25 protein-coding genes are annotated in these 22367 nt (G+C 45.7%); 16 read left to right on the forward strand and 9 right to left on the reverse strand.

All coding sequences use genetic code 11. The features are described from left to right. The first annotated feature begins 102 nt into the window (after nt 1-102). From ggt to HPY31_RS09495, 3 genes are all read left to right on the forward strand, one after another. On the forward strand, nt 103-2136 hold the full coding sequence (gene ggt, locus HPY31_RS09485; protein WP_172140379.1) for a gamma-glutamyltransferase: 2034 nt from the start codon (nt 103-105) through the stop codon (nt 2134-2136). A 27-nt stretch (nt 2137-2163) separates the two neighbouring features. Next, entirely contained in the window at nt 2164-3054 is an 891-nt protein-coding gene (locus HPY31_RS09490; RefSeq protein ID WP_172140381.1) for an NAD-dependent epimerase/dehydratase family protein, read from the forward strand. A gap of 82 nt (nt 3055-3136) precedes the next feature. Beyond that, nucleotides 3137-3958 carry a M15 family metallopeptidase gene (locus HPY31_RS09495; RefSeq protein ID WP_172140383.1) on the forward strand — a complete coding sequence of 274 codons (822 nt, stop codon included), beginning with the start codon at nt 3137-3139 and terminating at the stop codon, nt 3956-3958. A gap of 61 nt (nt 3959-4019) precedes the next feature. On the opposite strand, the gene lepB is transcribed toward HPY31_RS09495, so the two are convergent. After that, nucleotides 4020-4580, reverse strand: coding sequence for a signal peptidase I (lepB, locus tag HPY31_RS09500; RefSeq protein WP_172140385.1), 561 nt, complete (start codon nt 4578-4580; stop codon nt 4020-4022). A gap of 385 nt (nt 4581-4965) precedes the next feature. Between lepB and HPY31_RS09505 the strand changes: the two genes are divergently transcribed. From HPY31_RS09505 to HPY31_RS09520, 4 genes are all read left to right on the forward strand, one after another. After that, entirely contained in the window at nt 4966-5391 is a 426-nt protein-coding gene (locus tag HPY31_RS09505; RefSeq protein WP_172140387.1) for a MarR family winged helix-turn-helix transcriptional regulator, read from the forward strand. A 74-nt stretch (nt 5392-5465) separates the two neighbouring features. Beyond that, nucleotides 5466-5960 (forward strand): hypothetical protein, encoded by a 495-nt coding sequence (locus HPY31_RS09510; protein WP_172140389.1) that lies wholly within the window; start codon nt 5466-5468, stop codon nt 5958-5960. A 122-nt stretch (nt 5961-6082) separates the two neighbouring features. Beyond that, entirely contained in the window at nt 6083-6265 is a 183-nt protein-coding gene (locus tag HPY31_RS09515; protein ID WP_172140391.1) for a YozQ family protein, read from the forward strand. 146 nt (nt 6266-6411) lie between these two features. Further along, complete coding sequence (locus HPY31_RS09520; RefSeq protein WP_172140393.1) at nt 6412-7527, forward strand: aminopeptidase; 1116 nt, start codon at nt 6412-6414, stop codon at nt 7525-7527. A 16-nt stretch (nt 7528-7543) separates the two neighbouring features. Here the strand turns inward: HPY31_RS09520 and HPY31_RS09525 are convergent, their stop codons facing one another. The 3 genes from HPY31_RS09525 to HPY31_RS09535 form a co-directional block, all read right to left on the reverse strand. Next, nucleotides 7544-7864 (reverse strand): hypothetical protein, encoded by a 321-nt coding sequence (locus HPY31_RS09525; RefSeq protein WP_172140665.1) that lies wholly within the window; start codon nt 7862-7864, stop codon nt 7544-7546. Between the two features lie 120 nt (nt 7865-7984). Then, nucleotides 7985-8512 carry an isoprenylcysteine carboxyl methyltransferase family protein gene (locus HPY31_RS09530; protein ID WP_172140395.1) on the reverse strand — a complete coding sequence of 176 codons (528 nt, stop codon included), beginning with the start codon at nt 8510-8512 and terminating at the stop codon, nt 7985-7987. 2 nt (nt 8513-8514) lie between these two features. Beyond that, nucleotides 8515-9591, reverse strand: a complete 1077-nt coding sequence (locus tag HPY31_RS09535) for a type III polyketide synthase (protein WP_172140397.1) — start codon at nt 9589-9591, stop codon at nt 8515-8517. A gap of 274 nt (nt 9592-9865) precedes the next feature. Between HPY31_RS09535 and HPY31_RS09540 the strand changes: the two genes are divergently transcribed. The 3 genes from HPY31_RS09540 (at nt 9866) to HPY31_RS09550 (ending at nt 12341) form a co-directional block, all read left to right on the forward strand. Then, nucleotides 9866-10552, forward strand: coding sequence for a GGDEF domain-containing protein (locus HPY31_RS09540; protein ID WP_172140399.1), 687 nt, complete (start codon nt 9866-9868; stop codon nt 10550-10552). A 159-nt stretch (nt 10553-10711) separates the two neighbouring features. Beyond that, nucleotides 10712-11329 carry a DUF47 domain-containing protein gene (locus tag HPY31_RS09545; RefSeq protein WP_007728239.1) on the forward strand — a complete coding sequence of 206 codons (618 nt, stop codon included), beginning with the start codon at nt 10712-10714 and terminating at the stop codon, nt 11327-11329. Continuing rightward, entirely contained in the window at nt 11322-12341 is a 1020-nt protein-coding gene (locus HPY31_RS09550; RefSeq protein ID WP_016743245.1) for an inorganic phosphate transporter, read from the forward strand. The genes HPY31_RS09545 and HPY31_RS09550 overlap by 8 nt, the downstream gene beginning before the upstream one ends. Before the next feature lie 67 nt (nt 12342-12408). Here the strand turns inward: HPY31_RS09550 and HPY31_RS09555 are convergent, their stop codons facing one another. From HPY31_RS09555 to ligD, 3 genes are all read right to left on the reverse strand, one after another. Beyond that, nucleotides 12409-12651, reverse strand: a complete 243-nt coding sequence (locus HPY31_RS09555; RefSeq protein ID WP_172140401.1) for a hypothetical protein — start codon at nt 12649-12651, stop codon at nt 12409-12411. A gap of 124 nt (nt 12652-12775) precedes the next feature. After that, nucleotides 12776-13573, reverse strand: coding sequence for a prolipoprotein diacylglyceryl transferase (gene lgt / locus HPY31_RS09560; RefSeq protein ID WP_172140403.1), 798 nt, complete (start codon nt 13571-13573; stop codon nt 12776-12778). A 73-nt stretch (nt 13574-13646) separates the two neighbouring features. Continuing rightward, entirely contained in the window at nt 13647-14549 is a 903-nt protein-coding gene (gene ligD / locus HPY31_RS09565) for a non-homologous end-joining DNA ligase (RefSeq protein ID WP_172140666.1), read from the reverse strand. A gap of 169 nt (nt 14550-14718) precedes the next feature. On the opposite strand from ligD, the gene HPY31_RS09570 reads away from it, so the two are divergent. Genes HPY31_RS09570 through HPY31_RS09585 form a run of 4 tightly spaced genes read left to right on the forward strand, consistent with a single transcriptional unit; the run spans nt 14719 to nt 19062 of the window. After that, complete coding sequence (locus HPY31_RS09570; RefSeq protein WP_371811698.1) at nt 14719-16299, forward strand: spore germination protein; 1581 nt, start codon at nt 14719-14721, stop codon at nt 16297-16299. Then, nucleotides 16296-17462, forward strand: a complete 1167-nt coding sequence (locus tag HPY31_RS09575) for a Ger(x)C family spore germination protein (RefSeq protein WP_172140408.1) — start codon at nt 16296-16298, stop codon at nt 17460-17462. The genes HPY31_RS09570 and HPY31_RS09575 overlap by 4 nt, the downstream gene beginning before the upstream one ends. Further along, nucleotides 17455-17691 carry a hypothetical protein gene (locus HPY31_RS09580; RefSeq protein ID WP_064200662.1) on the forward strand — a complete coding sequence of 79 codons (237 nt, stop codon included), beginning with the start codon at nt 17455-17457 and terminating at the stop codon, nt 17689-17691. Before HPY31_RS09575 ends, HPY31_RS09580 begins: the two co-directional genes overlap by 8 nt. A 12-nt stretch (nt 17692-17703) precedes the next feature. Next, a complete protein-coding gene (locus HPY31_RS09585; RefSeq protein ID WP_172140410.1) occupies nt 17704-19062 on the forward strand; it encodes a GerAB/ArcD/ProY family transporter in 1359 nt (452 codons plus the stop codon). Between the two features lie 93 nt (nt 19063-19155). Here the strand turns inward: HPY31_RS09585 and HPY31_RS09590 are convergent, their stop codons facing one another. Continuing rightward, a complete protein-coding gene (locus tag HPY31_RS09590; protein ID WP_172140412.1) occupies nt 19156-20040 on the reverse strand; it encodes a carboxylesterase in 885 nt (294 codons plus the stop codon). Nucleotides 20041-20437: 397 nt separating this feature from the next. On the opposite strand from HPY31_RS09590, the gene HPY31_RS09595 reads away from it, so the two are divergent. Next, nucleotides 20438-21373, forward strand: a complete 936-nt coding sequence (locus tag HPY31_RS09595) for an ATP-dependent DNA ligase (protein WP_172140414.1) — start codon at nt 20438-20440, stop codon at nt 21371-21373. 443 nt (nt 21374-21816) lie between these two features. Continuing rightward, complete coding sequence (locus tag HPY31_RS09600; protein WP_064200666.1) at nt 21817-22146, forward strand: DUF1904 family protein; 330 nt, start codon at nt 21817-21819, stop codon at nt 22144-22146. A 49-nt stretch (nt 22147-22195) separates the two neighbouring features. On the opposite strand, the gene HPY31_RS09605 is transcribed toward HPY31_RS09600, so the two are convergent. Continuing rightward, entirely contained in the window at nt 22196-22366 is a 171-nt protein-coding gene (locus tag HPY31_RS09605) for a hypothetical protein (RefSeq protein WP_172140416.1), read from the reverse strand. Between the last annotated feature and the right edge of the window lies 1 nt (nt 22367).

Genomic DNA, 22367 nt, shown 5'->3' on the forward strand with positions numbered 1-22367 from the left:
GAGAAAAGTTTGCCTAGGCAACTGTGAATGTGGGTTGACCTTAAAAATTGCTGAAAATTATAATAATAGGAGGAGTTAATGAAATGGAATAGGAGGGATCGCATGAAAAAAGGGATGATGGTTACCCTCTCGATTGTTACCGTGCTTTCGTTTCCTCATTTGGCTATGGGGAAAGTCCCAGGTGTGCCAGCAGGCGTGCAAGGAGCTACAAAAGGAATTGTCGCGGTCTCTCATCCAGCAGCGGCGCAGGTCGGTAGAGATATCTTGGCAAAAGGCGGCAATGCGATTGACGCTGCGGCTGGGATCCAATTTGCGCTAAATGTTGCAGAACCGTATATGTCCGGTATCGGTGGCGGTGGCTTTATGATGATTTATGTGAAGGATCAAAACAAAGTGACGGTGATAGATAGTCGAGAAGTAGCTCCTTCCAAGGTGACTCCCGATATGTTTTTACAGGCAGATGGTACGCCGATCCCATTTGAGGAGAGACATACGAGTGGTCAGGCCGTAGGTGTCCCAGGCACATTGCTGGGCGTAGAGCAGGCGTTGGAATCGTATGGGACATGGGACTTGGGAAAAGTGATAGAACCGTCGATTGAATTGGCGGAAAAAGGAGTTCGCGTCAACTGGGTGTCCGCTCAATTTATTGCCAATTCCATGGAAAAGCTGAAAAAGCACGGGGCTGCTGCACAGGTGTTTGCGCCAAATGGAGTTCCACTCAAAGAAGGCGAGATGCTGGTTCAGCCCCAATTGGCGAAAACGTTGAAGATCATCCGCGACAAAGGCTCTGATGCTTTGTATGAAGGGGAAATTGGCAAAGCACTCGTCGAGGAAGTACAAAGGACGGGAGGCTCTATGACTCTCGATGATTTGCAGGCGTATCAAGTAAAAGAGCGTGAGCCGGTCCGCGGCATGTATCGCGGGTATGAAGTGATTTCGATGGCACCCCCCAGCTCTGGCGGCTTGACACTCATTCAGATTTTAAAGCTGATGGAAGGCTACGATAACCAAAAGGACGGTATTCGGTCGGTAGCCTATTTGCATCATCTGATCGAAGCCAATCACCTTGCCTACGCAGATCGGGCGGCGTTTATGGCGGACGCGGATGTTTATCCAGTACCGAAAAAGGGGCTAATTGCGGATGAATACATCAAGGAGCGGCGCCAGCTCATTCGTGAAGAGACAGCGAATGCCAATGTAGTGGCAGGGGATCCTTGGAAGTACGATCCAGGCAAAAAGCCAGAGGTGTCCATGAAACTGAGAGATCAATCCCCGGTCAAGCAGACCACGCACTTCTCTGTGATGGACAAATGGGGGAATATCGTTGCGTATACGACCACGATCGAAGATATTTTTGGCAGCGGTGTGATGGTTCCAGGTTACGGCTTCATGCTCAATAACGAGCTGACAGATTTTGACGCGATTCCTGGCGGAGTCAATCAGGTCGAGCCCGGCAAACGTCCACGTTCGAGCATGACGCCAACCATGGTGCTAAAAGACGGGAAGCCCTTTTTAGCAATTGGCTCCCCTGGTGGCTCAACCATTATCGCCTCTGTATCGCAGACGATTCTCAATGTGATCGATCATGGAATGGAAATTGAGGATGCCATCCGTGCACCACGCATTTTTTCTAGCAGTTATCCGAATGTGACGTGGGAAGCGGGCATTGACCAAGATGTCATCCTGCAATTGATGGCAAAAGGTCACGTCTTTGCTGAGGAACCGACAAACATTGGCAACGTCCAAGCGATTGTGTACGATTTTGAAACGGGAAAAATGTACGGCGGAGCGGATAACACACGAGAGGGCACTGTACTCGGGGTCGATGCCATTGCGTATACGGCTGCTCAGCCAATCCAGTCCCCAAAAGAAAAAGATGGGCCCTTTCATTTACGAGTAAATGGCAATGTCTATCCATACACGGCAGAGCAAAAAGTGATGATAGATGGAGTAGCGTATGTTCACGCCAACAAGTTGCTGCTAGGGCTGGGACAAAAAGTGACGTCCTTCCAGTCTGATGTGGTCATGGTGAAGGGAATTCCTTACTTGCCTGTCAAAAAAGTTGGTGAGAAGCTGGGCTATACGGTCATGTGGAAGGAAGGAGAGCGGTCCATCGAGTTGAATAGCAAAAAGTAGGCTGATCAAGGAAAGGATGTAGCAAAAATGAAGAAAGTACTTGTACTCGGCGGAACGCGATTTTTTGGAAAGCGATTGGTCCAGCTTCTCGTTGAAGCGGGGGCAGACGTTACCGTGGCAACGAGGGGGCTTACCCAAGTGGAGTTGCCTGCCACTGTCAAAAGAATGACGCTTGATCGCGATGACGTCCACTCACTAGCTGCTGCGGGGGAAGAGCAGTGGGACGTGGTGTACGATAACATCTGTTATTCCTCGCAAAATGCACTGGATGCGTGTAAGGTTTTTCAGGGGAAAGTGGGGAAGTATGTTTTGACCTCTACCTTGTCCGTCTACGATTATGCCGAGGAACCACTACAGGAAGAAGCATTTGATCCATACACGTATGCAATCAACCTGAAAACGAGAGACGAGACAACCTATCAAGAGGGAAAGCGTCAAGCAGAAGCCGTCTTTTTTCAAGAAAAGGCCTTTCCTGTCGTAGCCGTTCGTTTTCCAATCGTACTGGCGGAAGACGATTACACACAGCGGCTATGGTTTCATATTGAGCATGTCCAAGAGGAGCGGCCGATTGGTATCACGAATCCCGCTGCCCAGATGGGCTTCATACATGCACAGGAAGCAGCTCAATTTTTGGCATGGCTGACGACAACGTCCATCACAGGGCCAGTGAATGCGTGCTCGGATGGGACTGTTTCGCTTGCTAAGCTAATGGAGACCATTGCGCAAACAGTCGGAAAACCTGCCCGGATCGAACAAACGACAGATGCTTCTGACGCGTCGCCCTTTGGATTTTTAGCATCCTTGTACATGGATAACGGAAAGGCTAAGGCTGCGGGCTTCCCATTTTGGGCGCTAAATGAATGGTTACCAGCACTTGTCAAACACCTAAACGAGAAATATACCGCTGAAAAAGCGTGACCTATCTACCTTTTTTTTCGTACTACTCCGTGGTAAGGTAGAGCAGAACGTATGTGTCTGTAAGGAACCAGGAGGATCGATCATGAACAAAAATCGCACCAGCAGCCTTGCGATCATCGCAGCGCTATCAGTAGCACTACTCAGTGGATGTGAACCTCCCTCATTAAGCGGAATGCTATCCAACGAGTCGAATGGACAGCCCGCAGGTGAGGGCACGCAAGCAACGACAGTTGAGCCGAGTAAAGAGGAGACGACACGTCCCCAACGGGCAACGCTTGCAGAAACGATAAAAGATGTGGATGGAGTGCCAACCGTTACGAATGCAACAGATCTCTCGGTTGTCGTAAATAAACAGCGGGCATTGCCTGGCGATTATATTCCACCGGATTTGGTAGAGCCGAATGTTCCGTTTCCTTTTGATGAAAAAGTGGAAAAGCGATTGCTACGAGCAGAAGCCGCACAAGCATTAGAAGAACTGTTTGCCAAAGCAAAGACAGAAGGTATTGAACTGTATGCCGTTTCTGGCTACCGCTCGTATAAGACTCAAAAATCGCTGTACGAAACATATGTTAGAACACAAGGTGCAGAACATGCGGCTGCCTACAGTGCCGTGCCTGGAAAGAGCGAGCATCAGACTGGCTTGGCTATGGATGTGTCCGGACATGATGCTAGTACACGCCTGGAAGAATCGTTTGCTGAGACACCTGAAGGATTGTGGCTGGCAGCCAACTGTGCAGAATCTGGGTTCGTCATTCGTTATTTGAAGGGCAAGGAAGATACGACTGGATATGCGTATGAGCCTTGGCATTTACGTTATGTAGGGAAGGAAATGGCAAAAGAAATTATGGCTGGTGGCCTGACTTTGGAGGATTATTTTTCTGAAGCGGCAATAGCCCACAAATAACGTCATCAAAACGAAAAGAGCCGCCCCGATAAGGAGCGGCTTTTTGCTGCCTGGATCCATGTTAATGTGGAAGGCGAATCTGGGACAGTGGCCAGTATACAGCTTCTGCACGTCCTACTACATGATCCAGTTGAACAGGGCCAATGACACGGCTGTCCATACTGTTGTTGCGATTATCCCCCATGACAAACACACTGCCATCAGGAATCTTCACAGGATCAAAATCTTCGGTTAACGTCACACCTGCCGCAGAGGTTTTTAGCTTGTTTTCGACCAAATACTCTTCGCTGAGCGGTTTGCCATTGACGTACACTTGATCATTTTTGGCTTCAACGGTGTCACCAGCTACTGCGACCACGCGCTTGATCCAGTTGTCGCCAGTTGCATCTGGATGAATGATGACAATATCACCAGGCTGCGGTTCTTTGAGGTAGTAAATCGCTTTGTTTACGATGACACGCTCGCGGTCATGCAACGTACTTTCCATGGAGCGCCCTTGGACGACGTAGGGAGCCATGACAAATACGTAGATGAAGGCTGTCAATCCACCAATCAAGACAAACGATTTTAACCAATCAAGCAATTCCACTTTCCATTTTGGTGTAGGGTTGGTTTGTTCCATTGAAATTCTCCTATGTATGTGATTTCTGTGGCAAATATGCCTGAGTCAATTGCCTCGTGTGTAAGGCTGTCTTCCCATTATACATGCTATACGAATAGATACGAAAGATGATTCAAGGAAATAATTGGTTCATGGATGAAGCTGGAAAAAGTCGAAATATTAATTTGCTAGCTTACCTATTGTCAGTTTTTCCTGTTTGAGTTAAGATGTTCTTGAAATAAGTTTTACAATAAAAATATTAAGTGGTAAACACTTTGTCTGGCTCATACATATCTTTCGTGAAAAGAAATAATTTCGGGAGTCCTATTGATCTTCCGGTACTTAGGCTATATAGTTTTATAGTAAAAGTACTTATATTATTAATTTTCCGAAAATAGGTGATGTCGTGAGCAATATGTCCCGTGCCAGTAAACTTGAGGAACTGGATCGAGTTTTTGTCGAGATTGCTCGTTTCTTTATTAACAATTGGCTAGAGGAAGAGTCAATCAGTCCGAAGCAGTTTATCTTGCTGCGTGTGCTACATCAAAAAGGACGAAGCACAGTTTCTGAGCTGGCGACTATTTTGAAGTTATCCAATAGTGCCACCACGATCGCACTCAATCGGTTGGTCAAGGCCGGTTTTATTGACCGGATTCGAGATGAACAGGATCGACGTGTCGTGTGGGTCACTTTGTCACAACAAGCCGTTCCAACCCTGGAAGGACTATTGTGCCACAGGAGAGCACTAGTAGGAAAGCTGCTGGAGAATCTGAATGACGACGAGTTAGAGCAGTTTACGTATTTTCTCAGGAAAATGCAGCAGTGCATATAGCATGCCTTCAAGTTCGGGTTTGGGGACATTCGTGTAAGACAAAAGTGTGTACCGCGGAATGGGAGTGTACACATATGAAAAAGAAAAGCACACTGATCATGAGTTCTTGTATCTTAGGAGCAGCTCTCTTCACACAAGCTGCATTTGCTGAAGAGGCAGTAAAAGCTACTGAAACGACTCCTGCAAAAGAAGCAACAACAACGGCAACAGAAGACAAAGCTGCAACAGATGAAAAGCCAGCCACTGAAGAAAAGCCAGCTACTGAAGAAAAGCCGGCAACTGATGCTACAACAACTGCACCAGCAACTAAACCTGAAGTAAAACCTGCGACTCCACAAACCGTTACTCCAATTCAAGGTTTGACTCAACAAGGTGGCTGGGTCATCATGCCAGGTAAAGATGAGTATGTATGGGTAAGTGGTCAATATGTTCCAGTCATCTCTAACGTAGCTGGCTGGGCAATGATGCCAGGAGCAGATCAATATGTTACAACTAGTCGTCTAACTCCTGTGAGTGCTCCAGCAGCTGGTTGGGCAATGATCGCTCCAGAATCTGACAACGAAAAATAAGCATAGCTGAAGATAAAGACGCTTTGTCCCTCGATTGGGCAAGGCGTCTTTTTTTTTTGCTAAATCTGGAGATTCCCGTACAAACTAAAGCGGATAGAAATTAAAAGGAAGGAGGAACGAAAATGGCAGGTTATGATAAAGCTCAGGCTCAGTCCAGGGCGAGAGAGTTGGGGGCTGAAGATGCTGGCACAGCCGTCTACTATCAAGAGGCAGACGAACATACGGCTGGTCTGGCTACGACGCAGGAGCAGGTCAGTGACATGTACAAGATGGGAACCATTGAGGACAGGGAACAGACGATGTAAAAGCATAGGAAAAGAGCAAGGCCAGCCCGGATACAAGGAGGCTGGCCGCTTTTTATTCCATTGATAAAAAATTTTTTATTGACTTAGTAGATTGTATCGGTAAGAATACAAGAGGAATCAGAAAATTTAAAAAGGGTGTGCCACGAATGAGAGACTCACGATTAGATCAATTAGCGTACAATCTGGTTAACTATTCTGTACGAGTACAGCCAGGGGAAAACATTTTGATCAACGCGAAAGGGGACACACCGGATTTGGTGCAAGCCCTCGTGCGTGAGATTTACAAAGCAGGCGGCAGTCCTTATGTTCAATTGATTGATCCCGCCGTAAGCCGAGAAATCGCAATGAATTGCAATGAAGAGCAGTTGAAGACCATGGCTCAACATGAAGTTGAACTCATGGAGAAAATGCAAGGTTATATCGGGATTCGTGCAGCGAGCAACATCAATGAGATGGCTGATGTTCCAAGTGAGAAGCTGAGTATCTATTCTCGCCTGTATGAGTTGCCAGTGATGAACGTGCGCGTGCCAAAAACGAAGTGGGTTGTTCTTCGTTATCCGAATCCTTCCATGGCACAGCTTGCGAACATGTCTACAGCAGCTTTTGAAGATTTTTACTTCCAAGTATGTAACCTGGATTACGCGAAAATGGACAAAGCAATGGACAGTCTGGTTGACTTGATGAATCGCACAGACAAGGTACGCTTGGTAGGACCTGAAACAGATCTCACCTTCTCAATCAAGGACATTCCTGCTGTGAAATGTGCTGGCCTGCGCAATATTCCAGATGGTGAAGTGTATACAGCACCGGTGAAGAATTCCGTAAATGGTATTATCACTCATAATGCGCCAACACCATACCACGGCTTCACATTCGAAAATGTTCGCCTGACCTTCAAGGACGGCAAAATTGTCGAAGCAACAGCGAACGATACCGAACGCTTGAATCAAATTTTGGATACAGACGAGGGAGCACGCTTCATTGGAGAATTCGCCATCGGTGTGAATCCTTACATTCGCAACCCGATGAAAGATATCTTGTTTGACGAAAAAATAGACGGAAGCTTCCACTTCACGCCTGGTCAATGCTATGACGAAGCTTACAATGGTAACAAATCGTCTGTGCACTGGGACATGGTTTCCATCCAGCGTCCGGATTGGGGCGGAGGGGAAATCTGGTTTGATGACGTCCTGATTCGCAAAGATGGTCGTTTTGTCATTGCAGAGCTTGAATGTCTGAATCCAGAAAACTTAAAAGGGTAAGGTATAGCCTACCCTATCATTTGTCGTACTGTCGGAGCCTTTCGTGCGCGAGCATAATATCCATTTCTAGCTGAAATAGCATGTGCAGATTGCTTGAAGGAAGAGTCATTCTGCGTGCCGCGTGGTAGAGAAGTGGCTTGTTTTGTTTGACGACCGTCATGATTTCCACAACCGGTGGAATGACTTGCTTGATTCTTAGCAGGCTTTGCAAATAGCGGAGAAATGTTTGAATACTAGCCTGGTCATCCTTGTTCGGTACCGCTTCAATCAAAGCGAAAAAGTCTCGGATGATGATCCGCTTCGTCTCCTGAGGCTCCACTATGGTTGTACGATTCACTTGATCCACCTCACGGGAAAGAGTAACAGCTTCTTTTCTTTACCCGTTGAATGATAAGTAATAAACCTTTTGTCTGATAAAAAGTCTTTGGCATGTGCGTGTGCCAAAGACTTTTCGTTTTTATGACTCACGATGACCATCGTAGATGCTTGCTTCTTCCATGGGTATCCGTATGTGCAGGAGCAACCAGGCATTTAAGAGAGAAAACGCCAGGGCAGTTGCCACAGCGGAAAATGTCAGCGGGAGTAGCAGCAGCTCAAGCGATACGACCACGTAGTTGGGGTGACGAATGAACCGATAAGGACCTCGCTTGATTGGAGCCTCGCCCGGGAGGATGAAGATGCGGGTATTCCACCGTTTGCCCAAGCTGCGAATACACCAATAACGAAGTCCTTGCGTGATCAAAAACAGGCTGAACGGAATTGCCCACCAAGAGGGCAGAACCATAGCGCTGCCTTTTCCCACCACTTCGAAAAGGAGCGAGAGAAAAAAGAGAAAATGAAGAAGGACGATGTATTTGTAATGACGCGCCCCAACTTCGTAGCCCCCTTTTGAGCGGATATAGCGAGCATTCCTCACAGCAATGAGAAGTTCGACCAGTCGCTGCAACACGACTCCAGCTATGACAAATCCAAAAAAGAGCAACATGACTATCTCGCCTCCAGAAGTAAGAGCTCGGAGCTAAACCCAGGTCCAAGCGCAGCGACCAATCCGCGATCTCCTGGCTTCCACGCCTTCTCCATGCTTTTTTCCAGGACGAACAGAACCGTAGGGGAGGACATGTTTCCAAAATTGGTTAGGACATCTTCAGAAAACCGAGTGGCTTCTGTGCCAATGCCCAAGGACCGCTGATAAGCCGTTAGTACCTTGGCGCCACCTGGATGAAAAATGAAATGTCGTAGATGGTCAATAGACATCCCATGCGGTGACAAAAAGCTCTCCACGTTTTCTCGCATGGAAGAACGAATGAGAGTAGGGATGTCACGAGAGAAAATGACTTTTAATCCTGGATCGGTTAATTCCCATCCCATGACATCTACCGTGTCCGGCCATGTTGTCGTTCGCGCATCACAGAATTGAACCTTAGGTGTGTCCGAAGAGGACGACACTTGATCTCCTTCTATTAAAACGGCTGCAGCTCCATCCCCAAAGAGGCAAGTTGCGACCAAATTGCTTTTGGACAAATCCTGTCGGATGAAGGTCAAGCCGCACAGCTCTACGCTCACAAGCAATACTCGCCGGGAGGGATAAGCCTGGGTGTACTCGCATGCACGCGACAATCCCATCGCTCCACCAGCACAGCCGAGGCCCCACAACGGGACACGGGTTGCTTGGGAACGGAGTCCTAAACGATGGAGCAAGCGGGAATCAAGGCTTGGGGTCGCAATGCCAGTGCTTGATACAAACATCAGACAATCGATGGATGACGGATCGACCCCAGCTTTCGTCAAACACTTTCGGGCTGCTTCTTCTGCCAAGGCTTCCGCATGTTCGATATACAATTGATTTTTCTCTGCAAACGGGCGGTCCTCCAAAAACCAATCCATTGGCATACTAAAATATCGCTTCTGAATGTGACTATGTGCAAATACGTGTAACAAACGGTCTATATCGGGAAAAGCATCTTGAAAAAATAGGCGTGCCAGCTTCATGGAATCCTCTTGTGTAATCTCGTGGGAAGGTACTGCTGTAGCTACTGCTTCTATACGGGGCACCCATTTATTCACTCCCGTCTTTTTTAATTAGCCCTTAGCTTATCCCTTCCAATTGGTTCCAATTCATGCAGCACCATGTGCGAAGGCCGCAGGCTGATTGTCAGGATTTTTCCATAATTCGTTTGAATGAATAAGTGGCAGTTTCGTGGATTTGCTTGAACTTATAAAAAAAGATAGGTAAAATATTCCTGATTATATGAAAAAAGACCTACTGTAGATTTCGATAGATAGGTCTAATGTATGAATGAAAAGAGGGGAACATCGGATAGATCGGGGGTAGTGTACTTTGGGCTCACGCTGGATTAGCTTGGGTGTGTCCTGTGGAATCATTTCGGTTTGGCTGATCGGATACGGATTGCCGACGGATGAGAGTATGGTTGTTTTTCTTTTTCTTGTGGCTGTCATTCAGACGCTTGCTGCCTATCGTATAGGGAAATATATAGATCAGCTGCGGCAGATGGCTTATCACGATTCACTCACAGGCGTTCTCGTCAATCGCAGATTTTTGGACAAGTTGGTCGAAGAAGTAGAGTTAGCAAAAAGCAATCATCAATCTGTTACGTTATTGTTTATTGATTTGGACAATTTCAAAATATTCAATGATTCATTTGGCCATATGGAAGGCGACAGACTCCTGTGCCAATTTGCAAGAATCTTGCAAGCAAGTGTACGGAAACAAGACATTGTTGGAAGGTGGGGCGGGGAAGAATTCGTCGTTTTGTTAACGCAGACAGACACAAGAAGAGCACTGGCAATCGGGGAACGAATTCAAAATCAAGTGCGAGACGCACTTTCAGGTGTCACTGTCAGCATCGGAGTAGCCTCGTACCCACACCATGCCGCAACAGCGGAAGACTTAGCGAAAAAAGCAGATATGCTTATGTATGAAGCGAAAAAAAGGAAAGATTGCATGATGGTCGCATCGAATGAAATGATAAATATTGGCAAGGCTAACACTCGTCCTCTCACTTGACACGAGTGTTTTTTTTTATTGTAAAGAGCATTTACAAAAACTTAATAATTCCTTAAAGAAAAATATACACATTTGACCTTGATTTTAAATTTACGGAAACAATAACATTCGATATAATCTTGTAGGTGCCATTTATTCAAAGGAGTGAAGAAGTCCCGTATGTTGAAATCAAACAAGTATATCTTCTTTGATCTGTTCGAACAGCAGATTGCCACGGTACACAAAGGAACTCATCTTTTCTATGAAATGATAGGAAACTATCAAGATTTAGAAACAAAGGTTAAGGCAATCAAGGCTGTCGAGAAAGAAGGAGACGAAATCGTTCGTCGCATCATGAACGAGTTGAACTCTACTTTTATCACTCCGCTTGAGCGTGAAGACATTCACCAGCTCGCTCATACGATGGACTCGATGATCGACTACATTGACGGTGTCGCTGATCGTATGTATCTGTACCAAGTGACTCAACCAGATCCACGTGTATTGGCACAAGCCAATATTTTGGTAAAATGCTCGGCTAAGCTGATCGAGCTGATTCGCACACTGCGCAAGCTGGATCATAAAGTCGTTACACAAATCGCTGGGGAAATCAAAGATTTGGAGCATGAATCTGACTCCAACTACCGCAAAATGGTATCTGATTTGTTGAATTCTCCTGATACCAACCCAATGGAAGCGATCAAACTCAAAGAGATTTACGATAAGCTCGAAGACTGTGCTGACTTCGCGGAGGACGTATCCAACCTGGTAGAAGGGATCGTGTTAAAGAATGCCTGATCTTTCGCCAGAGGTGATTATTCTCGTACTCGTCGTCATCATGGCGCTAGCATTTGACTTTATCAATGGGTTTCATGATACGGCGAACGCGATTGCTACTTCTGTTTCTACACGCGCATTAAGTCCGAGAACCGCGATTATTATTGCATCCCTGTGTAACTTGATTGGTGCACTCTCGTATACGGGGGTAGCGAAGACAATCGGGGGAAGCATTACCGATCCATTCAAGCTGGAAAATGGATTGGTCGTCGTTTTGGCGGCGTTGACATCTGCGATTTTGTGGAACCTAATCACCTGGTGGTTCGGAATTCCTAGCTCGTCCTCGCACGCGATTATCGGAGGCGTTGCAGGTGCCGCTTTTGGTGCCGCAGGAAGTGGTGCTATTAACTGGTCAGGTTTCATTAGCATTATCCAGGCGTTGATCATATCACCGCTTGTTGCCTTTGCTGTTGGTTTTGTGGTGATCAAGCTTGTGTCTTGGTTTGTTCGTAACTCTGCGTATCACAAAACCAATAAAGGTTTCCGTTCGATGCAAGTATTGTCAGCTTCTTGGCAGGCATTTAGCCATGGAGCCAACGACGCGCAAAAAACAATGGGCGTAATCACCCTTGCTCTGATTTCTGGAGGATTCTTGGTACAAGCACCGGGCGAATTCGTTATTCCACTGTGGGTAAAACTTTCAGCTGCTCTTGCAATGGCATTAGGAACAGCCTTTGGTGGATGGCGGATCATCAAGACCTTGGGTGGTAAGATTATGAAAATCAAGCCAATTTCCGGTTTTTCAGCAGACCTGTCTTCTGCCTTGATTATCACAATCTTTACAGCTTTGAAACTGCCAGTGAGCACAACACATGTGATCACATCCGCCATCTTGGGGGTTGGGGCATCGCAAAAGCTGAACGCTGTAAAATGGGGCCTAGCTGGCCGAATATTGGTCACATGGGTTATTACTCTTCCGATTACCGGACTTTTGGCTGCTGCATGCTACGTCGTGTTTGACGTATTCCTGTAGAGCTACATCTTTATCCAACAGACAACAGACACCTTTCCGTTGTAAAGTACGCGGGAAGGTGTCTTTTTCATGAACTTGATCCCGTTAAACGCTCCCATAAGCCCGGCTTGGGTTTAATTTGCACGAGGCGTACGGCAGAGAATGGGATATAGTCAAGCGAGCCATCCCGTTCTTCAATTAATATGCCATTTGGGCTGTAATCATACAATTTGCCTTCGGCATACGCGGATAATCCTTGACCGATCCTATCAGGAGCAAAATGAATACGTACATAGCGATCGAGATACTCTTCCAAAATTCCGTCATCCATCCTATTTCCCTCCTTTTTCCTTCTCTCTCCTAGTTATTGCCTGCATTGCGACAATTCAGACAAGGCAAAGAAAAAACCACCCGGTCGGACTGACCTGAGTGGCAATAGATATGGCATATTGACGTTATTCGATCGAGTTTTGGGAATGTCCGGCCTGCTTGCTTTTCCGTGCAAACACGAGCAACAAGATGACACCGGCAGCAATTAAGCACAGGCTGACTAATTGAGCGACACGCAGAGTATCAGCTATCAACAAACTGTCTGTACGCATGCCCTCGATAAAGAAGCGTCCAATCGAATACAGGATCATGTAGCTAAACAAGACCTGTCCATCGAATTTTTTGAATCGGTACAGCATGAGCATAAGAATGGCGAAAACAACAAGGTTCCACATCGATTCATACAAGAATGTAGGGTGGTAATATTGTCCACCGATAAACATTTGTTCGCGGATGAACACAGGGAACTTTTCCATGAACTCAGCAGAGACGGGACCACCATGAGCTTCCTGGTTGATAAAATTTCCCCAACGTCCGATGGCTTGACCCAAAATAACGCTCGGCATAAAAATGTCAGCCAAACGAAGGAACGGCAGTTTATGTTTTCGAATATACCAGGCTCCTGCCAGGACACCACCGATTAAACCACCGTGAATAGCCAAGCCGCCTTGCCAAACTGCGAAAATGTCCAGTGGGTTGTCTTTGTACTGCTGCCATTCAAACGTAACATAATACAATCTTGCACAAACGATGGCTGCTGGAATGATCAGAACCACCATGTTCAAGACGTGATCGGGATCAATGCCAGAACGTTTGGAATTGTAGCGAGCGAGATAAGTACCCAAGAAAAACGCCAGCCCCATTATAATGCCATACCAGTGAATCTTTAAGGGGCCGATTGCAATTGCGATCGGATCAATCATGAATGTGCCTCCTTGCCTCAAAACATCTGTGCCAAGTATAGCACAAATAGGCAGCATGATTCCAACTAACGGCTTACTGAGACTGCAAAAAGCCGAGGATGGCATCAAGAGAGGCCCGTTTTGTCGGGGCAGATATGGAGGAGAATAAATCTCCGAATGTTTCCAGACGTTTGGGTACCGTATAAACGGTGAAATCTGTGGGATGACAATGGGGAACTTCTTCCCACAGGAGTGGCGTTGATACGGTTGCCTGTTCTTTTGCACGGGTTGAATAAGGGGCTGGTAATGTCTTTCCGCGCCAGTGTTGCAAATAGTCAATGTACAGCTTATCTCCCCGATTCTTCACTAAGCGCTCGATGGTTAAAAGGGAGGGATGCTTGCTGACTAAATAGGATGCGATGAAATGCCCGACTTGGCGCGTTTGTTCAAACGTATAGCGGAGCTCGATCGGAACATAGATTTGCAAGCCGCTGGAACCAGATGTCTTGACCCATGAAGGCAGCTGTAATTCATCGAGCAGCTGTTTCAATAAGAGGGCAGACTCTATCACAACAGCAAAGTCATCTGTGGAAGGGTCGAGGTCAAACACGAGCTCTGTCGGAGTCTCATCCTTGGCGAGGTGAAAGGAGACGTGCCATTCCAATGCAGCTTGATTGGCCATCCATACGAGTGTCGCTCGGTCATTGCACAGTACGTAACGTACGTTTTCCCACATATGCGTTTGTATCCAGTCGGGTGCATAGTCAGGGGTGTTCTTTTGATAGAAGTGCTTGTCACCGATTCCGTGAGGGTAGCGAATGACCGTTAAGAGCCGATCCTTGCTATACCGGAGTAGTGGGGCTGCAACAATCAGCAAATAGCGCAAGTAATCTAGCTTGGTTACCTTGGCCTCTGGCCAAAGAGGCTTGTCGGGATTTGTGATGGACAATGTATGATTGTCGATCGTCAGCTCGTACTCTTTTGTTGCAGGACGCAATGATATGTTCACCTTCTTTTGAAACGATATAGGTGTTCCTACTATCTCCCATCCCCGATTCTCTATGTGATGGGAATGGCTCTTTGCATATATTTCCTGCCAATCAACCATAATACGGGTAGCTTTCCATTGGTTGGTGATGAAAATGAAATTCAAGAAGAAAGATAAAATGAAGGAACTGATTGAGACAATGAATGCCTGCAGCTTGATTGAGCTGGAGGGTGTACCGATTTCTCCCAAATTGGAAGAGAACATTGAGCTGTTGAAAAAAATGTTCGCTGATTGCTCTGATTTTGTCATACGAGATTTCTGCCAAAAAAACAGTGTCCGTGCGATTGCTGTCTTCGTCGATGGGCTCATTGATACCAAAGAGGTCAATTCCGCACTGAAATCGTTAATGGTGCTTGAAGACGGCGATGAAGATATAAAAGTGATAGAAGAGTCACGTTTGCCTGTTTCCCAGATGGGAAGAGTAGACGATTATAAAAAGCTACTACAGGCTGTGCTTTCAGGTGATACAGGTATTCTTGTAGAGGGAAATACAGAAGCGCTTACACTCGGCATTCGTGGAGCAGAAAAACGCTCGGTTAATGAACCAGAAGGAGAAGCCGTCGTACGGGGGCCGCGTGAGGGCTTTATCGAAAATATTCGCACGAACACGTCGATGCTGCGGCGCAAATTGCGAACACCTCGATTGAAAATGAAGTCCTTGGTAGTTGGACGTGAGACAAACACCAACCTGGTGGTTGCCTTTCTGGATGGGATAGCTGATCCAGAGATCGTACAGGAGGTCACTGGTCGAATCAGTAAGATCAATTTAGATGCTGTGCTGGAAAGCGGATATATCGAAGAGATGATCGAGGATAACACATACTCGCCTTTCCCTCAGGTTATGTATACGGAGCGCCCAGACACGGTTGCTGCGGCATTGCTGGAGGGGCGTGTCGCGATATTTGTGGATGGGACACCGATGGTTTTAATCGTGCCGGTAACGTTTTGGATGATGATGCAGGCAAGCGAGGATTACTACGAGCGATTTCAAATGGCAACCCTTGTGCGACTGTTGCGTTATGTTTTTCTCATTATCTCGCTCATTACCCCTGCTTTATATGTGGCCATTACGACCTATCACCAGCAGATGCTACCAACCACGCTTCTTTTAAGTATTGCGGCGGCACGCGAGTCTATTCCTTTTCCGGCTATTGTAGAGGCTTTAATCATGGAAATTTCTTTTGAGGCCTTGCGTGAAGCGGGGATTCGTCTCCCGAAAACGGTCGGGCAAGCCGTCAGCATTTTAGGTGCGCTGGTCGTTGGTCAGGCAGCCGTGCAGGCAGGGATTGTTTCTGCCCCTATGGTTATCGTCGTATCGCTCACAGGGATAGCCTCATTTACCGTCCCGCATTTTAATGCAGCGATTTCATTGCGAATGCTGCGCTTTCCGATCATGATAGCCGCTTCAATCCTCGGCATCTATGGGATGCTGGTATTGTTATTGCTAATCCTCGGGCATATGGCCAACCTGCGCTCTTTTGGCGTCCCTTATTTATCGCCGTTAGGACCGATGTCGATCGGCGATCTCAAAGACGTACTGATGAGAGCTCCATGGTCGATGATGGAAAAACGCCCGAGCTTTTTGGGCGTACAAAATGCAAGGCGTATGAATGATGAGTTTGCTAATTCTATTCAGCAAAGAGGAGGGCAATCAGGGGTGACAGGCAACCGTCATCCAAACGAGGAGGGGGAATCGTGAAGACTGTAACCCGCATGTTGGTTGTGGCGGTCTGTATGTTCTTGGTATCTGGCTGTTGGGATCGGCGTGAAGTCAATGATATGGCGATCGTCATTGCAATGGCGATGGATAAGGAAGGTGACGGCAAGTATCGGTTATCGATTCAGGTCCCACTGGTCAGCAGCCTTGGTGCACAGTCAGGAGGTGGTGGGGGGACAAGTGGTGATAAGAGTTATTACGTAGATTCCGCTGTAGGCAGGACAATTCGGGAAGCGAATGGATTTATCCAATCAAGAATGTCTCGGCAAATTTACTATTCCCATCACAGGATGATCGTTATAGGCGAAGAACTGGCGAAGGACGGAATGTCGGATGTGCTGGATATTGTCACACGTTTTCCCGAAAACCGATTGACAGCTTATATTGTCATGACGAAAGGCAAAGGAATTGAATTATTAACCGCACAGCCGCAATTTGAACGTTTTTCAGGTGAAGCGATGCGTGAGCTGGTAAAGATGGGGGGCATTTCGGTAACGCTGAAGGATGTGGCCCAAATGCTCAGTACTCCAGGGCTTGATGCCATTTTACCCGTTCTGGCAGCAGTGGATTCCCATCCGAAAGGGAAGTCAAAAGAAGTCGAGGCGACGGGGGTAGGTCTATTTCGGAACGACAAGCTCGTTGCCATCATTAAACCGAGAGAACTGCTTGGTTTGCGCTTGTTCCAACGCGATTTTACACCGTTTTCGTTTATCCTTCCCCTTAACAAGAAAGAACGGCTTACGATTAGTCTTTCGAAAGGAAGGGCGAAAATCAAGCCCGAGATCAGGAAAGGCCGCATTCATTACAAAATTGACCTCTATGCTTCTGCCGTAGTGGTAGAAAATATGTCAAACCTCGATCTCGAGAAAGAGAAAAATATCAGAATGCTGCAAGCGAAGCTCGACGAACAAATCAATAGCGGTGTGAAACACATGATGCAAACGATCCAACATTATCGATCAGACTTCATTGGGTTAGGAATTGCATTATCAAGGAATTATCCGCGAGAGTGGCGAGAGCGATATCGGAACAGGTGGAATGAAGAGCTTCCGAAAATCACTTATGAAATCCGAACCAAAGTGAACATGGCCAATATCGGACAGACAACGAAAAATATTACCCAAGGTGAAGATAATCATGAATAGAATATTTTTGGTCTTTTTTGTCCTCATGCTGATTCTTTCCTTTGGAGAATTCATCCTGAAGCGAAAAGGCATGGATGGAAGACAGCAGGGAGTCATTGTTATTTTCTACACCCTCACCATTGTTTGTCTGATCGCCTTGCAATTCCAGTATTATCAAGTGCTCCCCACGAGTCGTATCATGAACATGTTCTCTCCCTATGTGAAGCGATGGGTGGAACAGTTTATATAAGGAGGCCCAAGTATGATTCACAAGCAAGTTGTCAATCATCGACAAATTGCCTGGCTGGTCGGTAGTGTCTTGATGACAGGAATGATGATCAGTTTATTGCGATCTATTGTGCAGGTAGCAAGGATGGATGCTTGGTTCTCACAAATTTTACCGATTTTCTATGCATTTTTGATCGCTTACGTTTTGAGTGGACTGGTTGAGGCGTACCCGGGGAAAAACATCTTTGAAATCGTTTTTATTATTGGTGGAAAGTGGATTGGTGGAACGATCAATCTGCTCATTTTGTTTTATATTTGGATCATCTTGGCGCTCGATATCAAAGTGGCTGCTGATTTTTTACATATCTCGTTATTGCCAACCACACCAATGGAAATCATTCTACTCGTTTTCGTCCTGTTGTTGATGTACTATGGCAAAACGAGTCTTGAGGTGGCGGCACGGGTAAATGAGTTTTACTTTCCACTCTTTTTCATCATGTGGATATCGCTATATTTCCTGCTGATGAATGAATACAACGTAGAGCGTTTGGAGCCAATCCTGACGAGTAGCTTGGACCGGATTGTAATCAGTAATTTGTTTCCGTTGGGTGTATATGGGGATATTTTTTTGTTTGGGGCATTCTTACATGCCATTGTAGAGCCACGACTCTTTCATGCTGCGATGAAGCACGGGATCATCATCGTTGGCTTTATGACGACAATTTTGTTGCTCGTCTTGCTTGGAGTGTTGGGCTTCGTTATCGTCGGTCGACTGAATTTCCCCATCCATATTCTCGTCCAGCAAATCCACGTTACAGATTTTTTGGACAGGGTCGAGATAATCCTGTTTAGTGTGTGGTTCCCTGCTTTTACAACCAAGGTCACTGTCACTTACCTGGCATTTTTAGTGGGGGTTGGATCGTTTGGGGGACAGCGGCATTATAATACATTCAATGCTCCATGCGGATGGTTTATGGCTGTATCGTCCATACTCGGGTTTCCAAATGTCGTACAAAATGATCAGTTTATTAGTTATAGCTTGCCGATGATCGTGCTCGGCTTCCAATTGCCGTTGGCGCTCTTTTTGCTTATTCATGTGAGAAGAAAGAATAAAGGAAGAGAGCAAAGCCTCATTCCCGAAGGAACGAAGCTTTATCGATTTTACAGGTCGATGGTGTGGGGCACGACAGTCTGTTTGATTGGTTGCGTAATAGTCATTTTGATTGGGGACTTTTTAAAAGATAAATCAGCGATAGGTGGGATTGTGACAGCTCTCGTGTACATTGCCCTCTTACTGACAGCGCTGTTTACGAGCTACGGGGAAATGCAGGCTCTTAATCATGGTAAGCAAAGGCTCGGGAAAGCAAAACAGGCAGGAACGTTTCGACAATAGCAAAAGGCATCTTCTGTTGGACAAAGGGCTGGATTCTCTCCGTGAAAGCTCCCAGCCTTCATACACCTTTAACATTCAACTTTTTTCTGTCTTTCATCTATCTAAAAATCTCAATACACGTCCATTAACGTATTCTGGTTGTTCCATCGACAAAACGTGGCCAGCATTTTTTACGATTTCCGCTTCTATACCGGGAACAAAAGTCGAAGCACGATGTAATGCGGATTGCGGGTCATAAATGACTTCGTGCTCGCTAAGCAATAAGAGAATCGGAATTTTTACTGATTTTAATTCGTCGTCAGTGAAAACATACGGGAATCCATCAGCTTTCGGTTTTGGATTTCGTAATTCATCCTCCCACATAACTCCGGTATGAAACTGCTTTGCAAAGTTTGGGTGTAACACGTAACGATCGCCCATCATCCACTTTAAAAAATTCTCAACACCATCAGGCAGAGCAAGGCCAAGTGCATATTTGTAGAAATCTGGATGAAATGGTACGAATGTTTCAGCAGGACTAAGTAAAACTGCCTTTTCCACTCTCTCGACTGCACGTAAAACAAAATTCATAACATGAAGCCCACCAAGCGAAAGTCCAACCATATTCGCCTTTTTGATACCCAGATTGTCAAACACATCGAGAAGCCATTCGGCGTAACCCGCTCTCGTACCGTTTACATCCTCAGGAACACTTTTGTTTTTATCGCCCATGATATCAATGGCATATGTCCGGTATTTGCGGCTCCAATCAGCAATATTTGGATACCACATGGTGGAACTAAACAAGGCTCCGTGTAGCAATACGAGTGGTGGTGCATCCTTTGGTCCACTTGCAATGATATGCGTTTGTCCGAAACGGGTAGATACATAAAATGCTTCGTAGGGAACTGGCCAAAGAGTAAGGCTTTCTTCATAGGTTTGATAATAGTGAATGCCACTGTCATTTGGTGATGAAATGAACGATGCATGGTTAGACATACAATGCTTCCTCCCAATCCTGTTTATATTGATGTGAAAAAACATGAGGGAATCTGGAATTTGAATGATACAGTAATTAAATTTAATATAATACAGATTATAAAACTCGTCAATAATCAATAAAATAAGGAGTTTTATTGATTGTTACAGCATTGAAAATTGGGTATAACAGAATGGTTTCCCTGGTAATTAGGGCATGGCATTATTTTGGATTGTAACTATTTTTCAAGAATGAAACTGGGTATATCGTGGGAACTCCAGATACTACAGCGACTAATCGACCCGGAGTTTTTGCATAGTGGGTTAATTTCTGAAATCAAATTTGGTATGAAGAACAACAAATACTCCCATAAAGAGGAGTATAAGAGTAATACTACACCCTTTTCAGAGGTGAAAAATGAATCCAATTATACCTATGGAGCCAATTAGCTGTGAGGTAATACCCCAAGGGGACGACTGGATGGCCCAAGTTAAATGGGATGGAGTTCGAATCCTAACTTACTTTGATGGTCAGGAAACTCGTTTATACAATCGGAGAATAAATGAGAGGACTCACCAATACCCAGAGTTAGCTGAGATACAGACATATTGCAATGCTCGCTCGGTGATCTTAGATGGAGAAGTGATTGCACTAGGAGCTGACGGAAAACCGTCATTTCATGAAGTGATGCGACGGGATGGGATTAGACGATTGGAGAAAGTCAGCCAGGCACAGAAGGCTGTCCCCATTACCTACATGATATTTGATGTCCTATTTACAAATAATGAGTGGATAAACGATCTTACATTGAGAGAGCGTCTCAACTTACTATCAGAAATTATTATTCCAAACGAGCGTGTACAATTGGTTACCGGTCATGATGATGGAAAGGCTATGTATGAAGTCATCAAGCAGCACGGTATGGAAGGCATTGTTGTGAAGAATCTAAACAGCAAATACGTCATTGGTGGGAAAGAGAAGCAGTGGCAAAAGAAAAAATACTATCGGGACACCATAGCAGTCGTTGGGGGAGTTACACTGCGTGATAACGTTGTGAATTCTCTCTTGTTAGGGCTGTATGATCCAGAAGGGCGCTTATTTTATATAGGCCACGCAGGAACAGGTAAATTAACTCGAAATGACTGGATGGCCCTGACGGAAAAGATTGTACCCTTGATACAAAATGATAGGCCCTTTGTAAATACCCCAGCAAGGTTCAAGGGGGCTGTGTGGCTGAGACCAAGTGTCACGGTTAAGGTACAATTTGCGGAATGGACAGAAGGCTATACGTTACGACAACCGAGTATTCAAGCAGTTGTTGATATACCTGTTGATTACTGTGTCTTGGAGTAGATTCTCATGGTGCAACAAAATGAAACATAAAAAAACATCCCTTATCTTAAAGTGTGGGATGTTTTTCTGCGAAACTATCCTTTGATTCCGAAAGTTGGAAATTCACCGGGCGATCATTCGGTGTGAGTGGATGAATACTTGTTGGAATTTTACGAAACTTTTTTATTGATTAAGTATTGAATTCGAGCTATACTACTCTGTATAAAGTAACTGATCGGTTTAACGGATTTGGGCTGTATCTGGTTGAGCTGTTTCCTCCTTCCGTGGTACGTCCACCACACCTCATGGGAAGGGAGCTGCTCTCTGATATGGCCCTCTTTGCGTCTCTTGCTCCAGTTGGGAATGTTAGTTGTTCACTTTCCTTAATCCTTTTTTCATTGATATACGATTAGAGACTTGTTTATAATGACTGTGCGAACTCATTTACGAAAGAAGGAATTGACTTGCCGTTTCTTCGGTTTAAAGGCTTTGCGAAGCAAGACATAGAGCCCATATCTCAGATTCTTATAGAAGAGTTTTCCAAAAATGCTGAAGTCGCTCAGGAAAAGGTGAAATTGGAGCTGCTTCAGGTAGAGCAACTAACAAACAGTCCTTTGTCTGTAGAGATCATGATGTTCCCCCGCGAACAAAAGCAACATGATGCGATTGCAAGCGCCGTACACGGCATTTTGAAGAAGCAAGGCTTTTTGCATGTCCATATTTTCTTCATCCTGCTATCGCCTACTCTCTATTATAAGGAAGGACTTCCGTTGCAGGTCGGGATAGCGAAATAAGCACGAAAAAAGGTCGAGATCCTCCAGAAAGGATTTCGACCTTTTTCTATTAATAATAGAGGCTTTCGGTTTGCAGGCACTTGGCGCATGTTCGCGTTAGTGGAGTTTCGATATAGACGTGGCTGCAGTCTTGTTGAATGAGCCGCAATTGTTTTTTCGATTGCTCTAGCTCAGCCTCTAGTCGAATGATCTTTTCGCGTAAACGACTGGCTTCCTCCATA

This window comes from Brevibacillus sp. HB1.3 (genome assembly GCF_013186635.1).
Classification (GTDB): Bacteria; Bacillota; Bacilli; order Brevibacillales; family Brevibacillaceae; genus Brevibacillus; species Brevibacillus brevis_D.